Source organism: Nocardia sp. bgisy134 (assembly GCF_057708325.1).
Genome location: NZ_JBYIRW010000001.1, coordinates 410,358 through 421,946 on the forward strand (window position 1 = coordinate 410,358; position 11,589 = coordinate 421,946).

Annotated in this window: 10 protein-coding genes; 2 read left to right on the forward strand and 8 right to left on the reverse strand. The window is 69.5% G+C overall.

Annotation, left to right across the window (positions count from 1 at the left end; translation table 11 throughout):
• Nucleotides 1–2 precede the first annotated feature (2 nt).
• The 3 genes from AC3ERS_RS01775 to AC3ERS_RS01785 form a co-directional block, all read right to left on the reverse strand.
• On the reverse strand, nt 3–185 hold the full coding sequence (locus AC3ERS_RS01775; RefSeq protein ID WP_431962728.1) for a hypothetical protein: 183 nt from the start codon (nt 183–185) through the stop codon (nt 3–5).
• Nucleotides 186–215: 30 nt separating this feature from the next.
• A complete protein-coding gene (locus AC3ERS_RS01780) occupies nt 216–1,316 on the reverse strand; it encodes a methyltransferase (RefSeq protein ID WP_431962730.1) in 1,101 nt (366 codons plus the stop codon).
• A 178-nt stretch (nt 1,317–1,494) separates the two neighbouring features.
• A complete protein-coding gene (locus AC3ERS_RS01785) occupies nt 1,495–4,119 on the reverse strand; it encodes a cytochrome P450 (protein WP_431962732.1) in 2,625 nt (874 codons plus the stop codon).
• Between the two features lie 68 nt (nt 4,120–4,187).
• Between AC3ERS_RS01785 and AC3ERS_RS01790 the strand changes: the two genes are divergently transcribed.
• Both AC3ERS_RS01790 and AC3ERS_RS01795 read left to right on the forward strand, forming a co-directional pair.
• A complete protein-coding gene (locus AC3ERS_RS01790) occupies nt 4,188–5,468 on the forward strand; it encodes a glycosyltransferase (RefSeq protein WP_431962734.1) in 1,281 nt (426 codons plus the stop codon).
• Between the two features lie 76 nt (nt 5,469–5,544).
• Complete coding sequence (locus tag AC3ERS_RS01795) at nt 5,545–6,300, forward strand: ABC transporter permease (protein WP_431962735.1); 756 nt, start codon at nt 5,545–5,547, stop codon at nt 6,298–6,300.
• Between the two features lie 6 nt (nt 6,301–6,306).
• Here the strand turns inward: AC3ERS_RS01795 and AC3ERS_RS01800 are convergent, their stop codons facing one another.
• From AC3ERS_RS01800 to AC3ERS_RS01820, 5 genes are all read right to left on the reverse strand, one after another.
• Entirely contained in the window at nt 6,307–7,068 is a 762-nt protein-coding gene (locus AC3ERS_RS01800) for a MerR family transcriptional regulator (protein ID WP_431962737.1), read from the reverse strand.
• A gap of 153 nt (nt 7,069–7,221) precedes the next feature.
• Complete coding sequence (locus AC3ERS_RS01805) at nt 7,222–8,727, reverse strand: flavin-containing monooxygenase (RefSeq protein ID WP_431962739.1); 1,506 nt, start codon at nt 8,725–8,727, stop codon at nt 7,222–7,224.
• An 11-nt stretch (nt 8,728–8,738) separates the two neighbouring features.
• On the reverse strand, nt 8,739–9,668 hold the full coding sequence (locus AC3ERS_RS01810) for a ferritin-like domain-containing protein (protein ID WP_431962741.1): 930 nt from the start codon (nt 9,666–9,668) through the stop codon (nt 8,739–8,741).
• Between the two features lies 1 nt (nt 9,669).
• Nucleotides 9,670–10,569: an SDR family NAD(P)-dependent oxidoreductase gene (locus AC3ERS_RS01815; protein WP_431962743.1), complete on the reverse strand. Its 900-nt coding sequence runs from the start codon at nt 10,567–10,569 to the stop codon at nt 9,670–9,672.
• Nucleotide 10,570: 1 nt separating this feature from the next.
• Nucleotides 10,571–11,557 (reverse strand): alpha/beta hydrolase, encoded by a 987-nt coding sequence (locus AC3ERS_RS01820; protein WP_431962745.1) that lies wholly within the window; start codon nt 11,555–11,557, stop codon nt 10,571–10,573.
• Nucleotides 11,558–11,589: the final 32 nt, after the last annotated feature.

Here is an 11,589-nt window from a genome sequence, read left to right on the forward strand (position 1 = left end):
CGTCAGCCGCCGTAGCGCCGGATGAAGTCCTGATCGGGGTCGGCGGCAGGGAGGGCGTAGTCGGACGCGCTGGGTCCGACATAGATCTCCTCGATGTGCCGCGTGGGCTCCGGCGGCTCCGGCGGCAGATGCCGCCAGTGCGCGCGCGGGTCCTCGGAACGATCGCGAGATTCGTCGTGTGCCATGGCTTCCCCCTCTGGAGCACTGCCACGATGCTACCGATCGGCCGGGTATGCTTCCAGGATATTGTCCGGTGACGCGGTCGGGATGACGCGCAGCAACGTGAAGCCATAGCGCGCCAACAGCTCTCGATAGTCCGATTCGGTCCGTTCGCGGCCCCCGGCGTTCACCAGCATCTCGATATCGATGTACTTGCCGGGATGCGGCCGATTGTGCTCGGGCAGAACCAGTTCGACGAGCAGCAGCCGCGCGTCGGGGCGCATGACGGTGCGCAGCGTGCGCAGGATCCGGCCCGCGTCCGGTTCCGGCCAATCGTGGATGATGTGCTTGAGCAGGTAGGCGTCGCCGCCTTCGGGTACGGACTCGAAGAACGATCCGGCCGTGACGGTGCAGCGATCGATCACGCCGCGTTCGGCCAGACCCGGCGCCGCGTCGGCGACCACCTCGGGCAGGTCGAACAGGATGCCGCGGGATCGCGGTGCGCGGAGCAGGATCTCGGCGAGCAGGCTGCCGTGGCCGCCGCCGACGTCGACGATGGTGTCGTAGCGCGCGAAATCGTGTGCGGCCAAGAGCGGTTCGAGGGCGAGTGTGCTGATGCTCGTCATCGCGTTGTCGAACAGCTCGCCGAGCTCGCGGTCGGTCTGCACGTAGTCGAAGAACGGCATCCCGTTCAGCGCGGGCCCCACGGGCGTGCCGGTGCGCACCGCGTCGGTGAGATGCGACCAGTGGCCGCGATGCTGGGCGGACCCGAAGAACAGGAAGGCGTCGCGCAGTGAGACCGGGTTGTCCCGGCACAGTGCCCGCGCCTGCGGGGTCAGCCGGTAGGCGCCGTCACGCCGCCGCGCGAAGATGCCGTGGCTGATCAGCAGGCGCAACAGCCGGTGCAGCGCGTCCTCGTCGGCGCCCACCGCGGTGGCCAGCTCCGAGCCCTGTCGCGGACCGTGAGCGAGCTCGTCGGCGATGCCGAGCTCGGCGGCCGTCGCGATGGCCTGCGCCAGCCAGCCGGACGTCATCATCTCCATCAGCGCGATGTGGCCGGGGACCGTTCTCCGATGTAGCACGGCCAGCGCGTCGCGAAAGCGTTCGACGGCGCGCAGCAGGGGGAGGGGCGGAATCGTGGTTCGTCCGTAGGCCATGGGCGGTCCGTTCCATCGGTCGGTCGTAGGCGCACACGCTCACCGAGCAGCGTACGTCGCCCGCCCGGTTGTTCGATGGATATGGACAGGTCCCAGCCCGGAACAACGGGATGTCGCAGCCGCACGCGTCGGTCGTGCTCTGCTACGCCGATCGTCGCCCTGGTACGCCGCGCGCCGATCATCTGTGGTGCAGCACGACCGGCAGTTTGGACGGCGAGGGCACGAAATCGAGGGTGGTCGGCCGCACCCGGTACTTCGGATCGGGCGTCGGCCGCCAGTGCGCGAACAGCGCCGCGGTGGCGAGCGTGACAGTCATGACGGCGAAGTTGTTGCCGGGACAGTGCCGCTCTCCCACGCCGAACGGCAGGATCGCCTTCTTGTCGATCTCCTCGACCCGTCCGGCGAACCACCGATCCGGATCGAAGGTTTCGGGCGCGGGGTAGTAGCGCTCGGTGTGGTGCACGAGGTACGGGCTGTACACCACCGTCGCGCCGTCGGGCAGGGTGACGTCGCCGACGGTGACCGGTCCATCGGCGGTCTGCGTGCTCACCCAGGGCCCCCAGAACCGCAACGTCTCCAGCACCACCAGCCGCAGATACGGCAGCGCGACCACGTGGTCCGAGCGGACCGGCGCGGTGCCGACGAAATCGTCCAGTTCTCTGCGCAATTCGTCACCGACCTCGCGGTTGCGCATGGTCTCGTGCCAGACCCAGGCCATGATCGAAGCCGTCGAGCCGACGCCCGCCGCCAGCATCAGGATCAGCTCGTCGACGATCTCCTCGTCGGACAGACGCGCACCGGTCTCTGGGTCGGTGTGGCGGACCAGCGCCGAGAGCACGTCGTGGAAATCCCGGTCGGCCCTGCGGTATTCGGCGACCACCGCACCGATCTGCGCCCGTAGCGCGGCGGACTTCGCGGCGAAGCGGCGATTCGCGACGACCCGGACCCGCCGGACCGGCGGCGGCAGCGCGGCCCGCTGGATCACCTGACCGAGCAGCCACGGAATGTTCTCGCGTACTTCGCGTTTCGCCGCCGCGCCGAAATCGGCGGTGAACAGGGTGGCCGAGATGATGTCCAGCACCAGCCGGTGCGCCTCGTTCACCAGGTTCAGCTCGCGATCGGCGGGAAGGGCGTCGGCCCACGCGTTGACCAGCTCCGCGGCGACGGTGGTGTACTCGGCGAGCCTGCGCCTGCGCAGCGCCGGGGCGATCATGCGGCGGCGCAGTTCGTGCGGTGTGCCGCTGAGCACGTTCGAGGCGCCGTGGATGACCTCGTGCATCGCCTCCCGCAGCTCCTCGCGATGGAACGACCCGGCCTCGCCGAAGCCGACCTCGCGAATCAGTTCGGGCGTCGTCAGGACATAGGCGGGGCGCGGGCCGAGGTAGATGCGCACGATCGGCCCGATCTCGGCCAGCCTGGCGACGAACGGCAGCCCGCCGCGCAACGCGGCGAGGCTGTGACCGAGCAGCGGGAGACGACCGGGAGCGGTGGGGATGGCCGCCTGCGCCGAAGCGCGGTCGGCGCCGCCCGTCAGGTCGGTGTATTCGGCGACGATCCGATCGGTCAGCCGCGACTGCCGAGCCGTGTCGGCATACTCGCTCAGGACCTTTCGCATCGGAATCAGCCGCGCCGGATCGGCGGCCAGATCGCGCAGGGTGGCGGCGATCGACTCGACCGAGGGGGCCGATGTCCGCACACCGCCGCCCGGCGGCACAGTCTCCGCGAGATCGGGATCGCAGTAGACCACCGGCAGCTCCATGGCGACGGCCTCCAGCAGCGCCATGCCCTGGGTGTCGAATCCCGTCGAGGGGAAGAGCAGTACGTCGTGCGCCGCCATCGCGGTGAGGCAATCGAGCTGAGGCACGCCGCCGTGCAGCCGGACGCGGTCCGCGAGTCCGCCCGCCTCGATCGCGGCGTGGGCCGCGGCCTCCAGATCTCCGGTGCCGTATATGTCCAGCGTGCAGCCCGGCGTTCGGCGGACGGCTTCGAGGGCTTCCAGCAGTCGCTTCTCCGGCGACAACCGTCCACACCACAGCACACGAAGGGGCGCTGCGTGTTTCGCGCTACTACCGGTGAAAGGTGCTGAGGTTTCGCTTGTTTCGCCGCTGCTCCCGGCGGCGTCGGTCGCCGACGGCGCGATCGCGGCCGCGGCGCGGGCGGCATCGAGCAGTGCGTCGTCGATACCGTTGGAAATCACCCGAATCGGGCGGTCCAACCCGTGCGCGCGGAACCGGTCGGCGAAGTGTTCGGTCGGCACGATCACCCGGTCGGCGGCGCGCGCGTGGTTCACCATCGTGTGCCAGGCGTGCCGTGCCGCGCGAGATTCCTCGTTGTGCGACAACGATTCCCGGTGCGCGACGAAGCGGCCGTGCAGCACCCGCACGGCGAGCGCGGACAGGTACGGCGTCGGCGAGGTGTGCTGGATGAACGCGTCGTCGCGGCTGTGCACCGTCTGCACGACCGGAATCCCGTGGCGGCGCGCGGCGCGCAGCCCGGCGATCGCGACACCGTAGGTGGTGTGCAGATGCACGACGTCGACCGGACCGCGGTCGGCGAAGGCCGCGTCGATGCGGCGACTGTTCTCCGGCGTCGGCAGCACCATCGCGAATCCGTTCACCCGCACGCCCGCGAGTGCCGAAAGGACCACCAGGTCCGAGTCGGGTTCGGTAGATTCCGGCGTGGGTGCGGCGAACACCGTGACCCGGTGACCGGCCCGTGCCAGACCGCGCCGCAGGGCGTTCACCGATGTCTGGATTCCGCCGAGAGTGGCGGGATGGAAGTCGGTGAACAACGCGACGTGCATGGCCACCACCGTACGGACGCAGGAGGTCCGATGAGGGAGAATCGCGCCGACCGGCGGGAGGCGACGGCATGAAGGTGGCGATACCGCTGACCGGCACGCGCGGGGACGTGCAACCCGCGGTGGCGCTCGGTCTGGAACTGCGCCGCCGCGGCCACGAGGTGACCGTCGGCGCTCCGCCCAATCTCATCGATTTCACCGCGCGCACCGGGCTGACCGCGATCCCGTGCGGTCCGGACGTGCAGCAGCTGTACGCCTCCGACGAGGGGCAGCGCGCACTGGCCGCGGGCAGCAGTTTCCGGTTGATGCAGCTGGTCGGCAAGCAGATGGCCGATTACGCCGAGCGGATGAACCGGGAGGTCGTCGAGGTCTGCCGGGACGCCGACATCATCGTCTCCACGTTGCTCACCGAGGATCGGGCCGCGTCGGTGGCCGAGGCGATGGGGGTGCCGATGGTGACCATGCACGGATTCCCCGGCCGCAAGAACGGGGCGTACCCGTTCCCCGGCGCGCTGCCGCCGCACTGGCGTCCACCCGCCGCGGTCAACCGCGCGACCTGGGCGCTGGCCGAGAACCTGCGGCGGGTGGTCTTCCTGCGCTACCTCGACCAGCTGCGCCGCGAACTGGGCCTGCGCAGGTCGGTGGCCAGCCCGGCGGCCGTGCTGGATCGCCGCGGCGTGCCCGAGGTGCAGATCTACGATCGCGCGCTGGTGCCTGGTCTGGCCGAGGAGTGGGGTGAGCGCAGGCCGCTGGTCGGCTTCCTGCCGCTCGAGCGCTCGGCGCGCGAGGCGGTCGGTGAGCTCGCCGCCGATCACGGCGAGGTGCTGGCCTGGATCGCGGAGGGCGAGCCGCCGGTGTACTTCGGGTTCGGCAGCATGCCCATCAGAGACACGCACGCGGTGCTGGCCATCGTGGAGCAGGTCTGCGCGCGGCTCGGCAGGCGCGGGCTGGTGAGCGCGGGATGGAGCGATCTGGACGCCGCGAACGCCGAGACCGGCCCGAACGTGCGGGTCGTCGGACCGCTCGCGCACGACATCGTCTTCCCGCTGTGCGCCGCGGCCGTGCATCACGGCGGAATCGGCACCACCTTCGAGAGCCTGCGCGCAGGCCTGCCGACGCTGGTCTGCTCGGTGTCGTTCGATCAGCCGATGTGGGGCGGTCAGGTCGCACGGCTCGGAGTCGGCGCGCATCTGCCGTTCCAGCGGCTGGACGCGGAGCGGCTGACCGAAGGCGTCCGGACCCTGCTCGCACCGGAGACCAGGCAGCGGGCGAAAAGCCTGGCTGCGCGGCTGCATTCGAGCTCGGACGCGACCCGGCGCACGGCCGACATCGTCGAGCGTGCCGCGACGTGATCCTGACCGCGTCCAACGCCTTCGGTACCCGCCTGTCCAGCCCTGGCAGGACGACGCGCGCACTCGCCCGGCGCGGATGAGACGGTTGGCGGCGGCGGTCGCGGATTCCGCGGTCATGTTCCGGCGCGCGACGCGCCGTACCCTGCGCAGCCGCGACACCCTGATCGTCTCGCTGCTGCTGCCGATCCTGATCATGCTGCTGTTCGTCTACGTCTTCGGCGGCGCGATCCAGGTCGGCATGCCCTACCTCGATTATGTGCTGCCGGGAATCATCCTGCTGTGCACTGGTTTCGGCGCGTCCATTACCGCGACGGCGGTATCGACGGACATGATCTCCGGCGCTGTGGAGAGGTTCCGTACGCTGCCCGCCTTCCGGCAGGCGCTGCTCGCGGGACATGTGGGGGAGGGCGTCGTCCGTAACCTCGCTGCCGTCGGCATCGTGCTCGCGATCGCCTTCGCGCTCGGATTCCGTTCCGGCGCAGGCATGTTCGACTGGGCGGCCGCGTTCGGGCTCATCGTGTTGTTCGTGCACGCCGTCACCTGGATCGCAGTCGCGCTCGGCGTGCTGGCCAGGAGTCCGGAGGCCGCGGGCGGATTCACCTACGCCGTCATGTTCGTTCCCTACGTGAGCAGCGCGTTCGTCCCGATCGGCACCATGCCCGGCTGGCTGCGCTCGTTCGCCGAGAATCAGCCCGCCACACCGGTGATCGGCACCGTGCGCGGTCTCCTGGCGAGCGGCGGGGGAGGGCAGGCCGTCGCGGCGGTGCTGTGGTGTCTCGGGCTCACCGCCGTCGGGTACGGCTGTGCCGCGGTGCTCTACGCGCGGCGATGACGTGCGTCAGGAGCGTTTGCCGGTGCGCTTGGCTTCCCGCTCGGCGGCGGTGGCGAGATACTCGCCGAGTTCGCGGCGCAGCGTCACGTCGAGCGACCGCGCGAGGGTGGCGTGCACCGAGGCGGTGGCCAGCTCCCGCATCTTGTTCAACATCGTTGTGGTCTCGGCGATTTCGCCGCTGGTCTCGGGCAGCCAGCCCGGGCCGTGCTCGTCGATGATGTGCTGCTTGGCGGCGGTGATCATGATATGGGTGATGTCGTCGATCCGGTCGGCGACCTTGGCGTAGATCTCGATGAGGGTGCGTAGCTCCAAGCCGTATTCGTGCAGTTCGGCGAAGGAGGCCAGCAGCTGGGTGTCGGTGAACACCACGGTCTCGCCCTCGACCCGGACCAGCTTCATCTCGGTCAGCCGGTCGACCAGATCGGCGGCCTCGGCGCCGAGCAGCGTCTCGATCAGCTCGCGCGGAACCTCGAAGGTCTCGGTCTTCGCCCAGGCGGCGGTGACCGCGTGCTGGAGGCCGAGCACCTCGGTCAGGTCCTTGCCGGTCTCCCAGCTGGTGATGAAATCGGCGATGTGCGCGGTGGTGAAGCCGCGCTGCAACAGCGCGTCGATCAGCCGCAGCCGGTCCAGGTGCGTTTCGTCGTAGATGCTTGCCCTGCCGTCCTTGCCGATCGGCGGCGGCAGCAGGCCGCGCTCCTGGTAGGCGCGCACGTTGCGGGTGGTGGTGCCCGCCGCGCGGGCCAGATCGTCGATCCGATACTCGGCCACCGCGCTCACCTCCTCGCCCGCCGCGGCGCACCGGATGCCCCGGCGGCCGCGACCTTGATCGTCGAAAGAACCGAGTCTAGCGAGACGAGCCCGGCGGCACCTACGGGCGCGCGCCGGGCTCACGTCGTTCCGGCGGGTCGGCCGGCTCGCCCGCTAGGAGACCGCCGCGATCCGGGCCGCCCGCGCACCCGCGTCTGCGGCCACCACGTGATAGTCCTCGAGCCGCAGCTCGCGCAGCTGGTGCACGTACTGCGTCGCGAAACCGGGATACATGGTGGCGTTGAAGCCGTCGTCGGTCAGGTACCAGCTGTGGCAGCCGGAGTTCCAGGTGGTCGCGGTGAGCCTGCGCTGGATCGCCATGTTGTATCGGTCCTGGCGGTCCCTGCGGACGTCGAGCATGCGCAGGTCCCGGTCCAGGACGGTGCCGATCGCCTCGACCAGGTAGTCGATCTGGGCCTCCATGTACACCAGCGCCGAATTGTGGCCGGGTCCGGAATTCGGCCCGAAGGTGAAGAACAGATTCGGATAGCCCGACACGGCGACGCTCTTGTACGCGTACGCGCCCCGCGACCACTCCTCGGCGAGCACCCGGCCGTCGCGGCCGGTGATCGGGATCGGCGTCCCGGCTTTGGACACGTCGAACCCGGTCGCGAACACGATGCAATCCGCCTGGTGCTCAACACCTTCCGCGGTGCGGATGCCGTGCGGTGCGAGTCGCGCGATCGGCCAGGTGATCAGCTTGCAGTTGTCGCGCTGCAACGCCGGGTAGTAGTCGTCGGTCATCAGCAGGCGCTTGCACCCGGCACGAAACTCCGGCGTCAGCTGGCGGCGCAGCCACGGGTCGCGCACCTGCCTGCGCAGCTGGGCCCGTCCGGCCAGCTCGACGACGCGGGTCAGCGGGGTGTTCCACACGACGCCGAGCGCCACCGACTCGTGCCCGTAGAACCAGGCGCGCCTGGCCAGCGATTCCGCCCCTGGCACGTGCCGGTAGAGGCTCTTGGTGAGCGGGCTGGTGCGCCGGTTCACCCGGGGCAGCACCCAGCCGGGCGTGCGCTGGAACACCTTGACCGAGGCGGCCTTGTCGACCAGCTCGGGGATGATCTGCACCGCGCTCGCCCCGGTGCCGATCACCGCGACCCGCTTGCCGGTGAAGTCGTAGCCGTGATCCCAACGGGCACTGTGGATCTTGTGCCCTTCGTAGGTCTCTATGCCGCGGAGGGCGGGGAAGCTCGCGTTCGCCAGCGGTCCGGAGGCGAGCACCACGGTGCGTGCCCGCACGGGCGCGGCGCCTTCCACCGCGATAACCCACGTGCCCGCGTCCTCGTCGAACGCGAGTCCGGTGACGGTGCAACCGAATCGAACGTGCGGGCGCAGCCGATACTGCGTCGCCATCGACTCGATGTAGCCGAGGATCTCCGCGCTGCCGGAATAGGTCTGCGACCAGTTCGGATTGGGCGCGAAACTGTAGGAGTAGAGCCGCGACGGAATGTCACAGGCCGCACCGGGATAGGTGTTGTCGCGCCAGGTGCCGCCGAGTGCGGTGTCGCGCTCCAGGATGGCGAAGTTCTCGATGCCGCGCTGTTTCAAACGGATCGCGGCGCCGATGCCAGCGAAGCCGCCGCCGATCACCGCGACGTCGAGCGTCTGTGTATTGGTCATGGCGTTGTCTCTCAAGCAGCCGGTTCGTAGGTGATTTCCTTGGCCCAGGTGGGATCTCGGCGCAGCAACCGCTTCGGCACCCGCGCGGTGATCTTGACCAGGGCGTCGGCCAGCACGTGATACGGGTGGTCTCGGTTCACCACCCAGCCGCCGTGCATCTTCACGATCTGATACATCGGCAGCCTGCGCGCGAAATCGCTGCGCTCGCCGACAGTGCGGTAGCGCTTCAGCGCCGTGTAGAGCTTCTCCTCGTCCACGCCCATCGCGACGATGTTGTCGCGCATCTTGTTCAGCAGCGGCACGTAGCTCAGCACGCCGATCAGGAAGGTCGGCTTGACCCAACCGCCGATCAGCTCGATGAGCAGCTTGCGCATCTCGGCGTGCCCGAGCAGATCCATCACCGCGAAATCGACCGCCAGGTGCCGAGATTCGTCGGCATTGATCCGCTTGAACGCCTCCTGGCAGACTGGATCCTCGATCTCGTCCATGATGAACTTGACCAGTGCGCCGTCCAGCGCCACCTCGAGCATCGGGATCACCGTGCCGAGGAACGACAGCGACATGTCGTCGGAGTACTTGTCCAGGAAGTCGATGACCAGCTTGACGTTCACGTTCGGCTGCGGGATCTCGTCGCCGTCGAGCATGCCCCAGCGGCGCATCAGCGCCAGCTCGGCGTTGGCGTGCTTCTGTTCCTCGGCGTGGAAGTAGCGGTAGATCTCGCGCAGGGTTTCGGTGGGCGCCTTCTTGGCCATGGCCGCGAAACCGCGGGCGCCGACGTTCTCGATCCACATGAGGTCGGCCATGAACGGCTTGAGCCGCGCGTGCAGCTCGGGGGTGATGGTCTCCGCGCCGGGAGCGTCCCAGTCGATGTCGGCCAGCGCCCACTGGCGGTCCTTGATCTTGCGGAGCATGTCCTCGAAGTCCATAGCGATGGCGGCCATGTCAGACTCCCGTCTTGTCGGTGACCGCGGCGCGGTCCGGAGTGGTCGAATCGTCCTGCGGCAGCAGGCGTTCCAGCAGGCCGAGGGCGAGGGTGTAGGGCGCGGGGAAGTAGCGCTTGAGGCGCCAGATCAGCTGCGCGTCGAGTTGCGGTACGACGTAGAGGCTGCCGCGGTCGTTGGCGTCGAGCGTGATGCGTGCGACGTGTTCCGGGGTGAAACCGGTCCAGCGCATGAGAGTTTCGGCCAGCCGCATGGACTGGGCGGTGATGCGTCCGTCCTTGGCCACGTTGGTCTTGACGAAGGTCGGGCACAGCACCGTGACCGCGACTCCGCTGCCGCTCAGTTCGGCGGCCATGGTCTCCGACAGCGAAAGCACCGCGGCCTTGGAGGTGTTGTAGACGGCCATGGAGGGCGCGGCCGCGAAGGCGGCCGCCGAGGCGACGTTGACGATGCCGCCGCGGCCCGCCTCCCGCAGCATCGGGGTGAAGATCTCGCAGCCGTGCACCACGCCCCAGAGATTGATGCCCAGCGCCCACTCCCAGTCGGCGAAACCGATGGCGCCCACGGGTTTACCGCCGATGCCGACACCCGCGTTGTTGATCACCAGAGAGACCGGCTTGTCGAAAACCGATTCGGCGAAGCGAGCCAGCACCTCCACATCCGCGCGCTGGGACACATCGCAGCGGAAGGCGTGCGCGGCGCCGGGATGGGTGCGCTCGATGATCGCGACGGTCTGCTCGGCGCGCGCCTGGTCGATATCGGCGCAGATCACCTGACCGCCGCGGGCGGCGAGCTCGACCGCGAAGGCGCGGCCGATGCCGCTGCCCGCGCCCGTCACCACAGCCCGCGCCCCGTGGCTGCGGCGCGATCGAAAGCTCAGCGGGACAAGTCTTTCCAACATCTCAGCTCACCTGTTCCACATCGGTGCGCGCGGCCCATGCCGCGCCGAGAAATTCCGCGGTCCTGCGCAGCGCCAGGTCGGCCTCCGGAACCAGCCGGGGCAGCGCCTGGAAGACGTGCACCTGGCCCGGCCAGATCTCCAGCTCGCAGACGCCGCCCGCGGCGCGCACCAGTTCGTGCAGCCGCCGCGCGTCCGCGCTGAGCATCTCGGCGCCACCGGCCTGGACCAGGATCGGCGGCAGTTCGATGCCAGCGGGCACAGTGAGCCGCAGCCGGGGCGCGTCGGCGGGGAGGCCGCGGGTGTACTGACGAGGCAGCCGGGCGGCGGCGCGCGCCGAGATGACCGGATCGCGTCTGCGCCGTTCCTGTCCGGCGGCGAGGCTCAGGGTGAGGTCGAGCAGCGGCGAGAACATCGCCACGGCGGCAGGCGGCGGCAGCGCGCGGGTCTCGTTCTGCACCAGCAGATCGAGCGCGAGGTGCCCGCCCGCCGAATCACAGGCGATGGCGAGGTCTTTCGCCTCGTAGCCGCGCTGGAGCAGCCACCGGTAGCCCGCCGCCACATCGTCGGCCGCGGCGGGGAAGCGGTGCTCCGGCGCCAGCCGGTAATCGATGAGGAATACCGGGCGACCGGTCTCGCGGGAGAGCCGGGCGGCGAGCCCGCGGTGGGTGCGGGCAGAGCAGAGGACGTACCCGCTGCCGTGGATGTAGTAGATCGCGCGCCTGCCGAATTCGACGCCCGGTGCTCGCACCCATTCGCCGCGCACCGCGCCCGCGCGAACCGGGGCGACGCTGGTGCCTGCCGGTGGTGGTCCGGCCGCGGCCATGATCGCAGCGATGAGGTTGCGCGCGAACCAGATGCCCGGCGTATTCAGGGGAATGGCGCAGTTCAGCGGCCGCAATCCGTACTCGGCGGCCGCGGCGGCAAGACCGGCACGCAGGGAGGGCGCGGCGGGAACGCCGGGGACCGAGGTCCTCGTTGACCTTGTCATGGGATCAAGGATCATCTGTGAATGTGCCATTT

Coding starts and splice junctions, on each gene's coding strand:
- AC3ERS_RS01785 (WP_431962732.1), bottom strand. CDS start 4,119: ATGCACGTCGCGTTGTTCACCGACTTCCATCCCGCCACTCTCGGCGGA.
- AC3ERS_RS01810 (WP_431962741.1), bottom strand. CDS start 9,668: ATGGCCGCCATCGCTATGGACTTCGAGGACATGCTCCGCAAGATCAAG.
- AC3ERS_RS01775 (WP_431962728.1), bottom strand. CDS start 185: ATGGCACACGACGAATCTCGCGATCGTTCCGAGGACCCGCGCGCGCAC.
- AC3ERS_RS01780 (WP_431962730.1), bottom strand. CDS start 1,316: ATGGCCTACGGACGAACCACGATTCCGCCCCTCCCCCTGCTGCGCGCC.
- AC3ERS_RS01815 (WP_431962743.1), bottom strand. CDS start 10,569: ATGTTGGAAAGACTTGTCCCGCTGAGCTTTCGATCGCGCCGCAGCCAC.
- AC3ERS_RS01820 (WP_431962745.1), bottom strand. CDS start 11,557: ATGACAAGGTCAACGAGGACCTCGGTCCCCGGCGTTCCCGCCGCGCCC.
- AC3ERS_RS01790 (WP_431962734.1), top strand. CDS start 4,188: ATGAAGGTGGCGATACCGCTGACCGGCACGCGCGGGGACGTGCAACCC.
- AC3ERS_RS01795 (WP_431962735.1), top strand. CDS start 5,545: ATGAGACGGTTGGCGGCGGCGGTCGCGGATTCCGCGGTCATGTTCCGG.
- AC3ERS_RS01805 (WP_431962739.1), bottom strand. CDS start 8,727: ATGACCAATACACAGACGCTCGACGTCGCGGTGATCGGCGGCGGCTTC.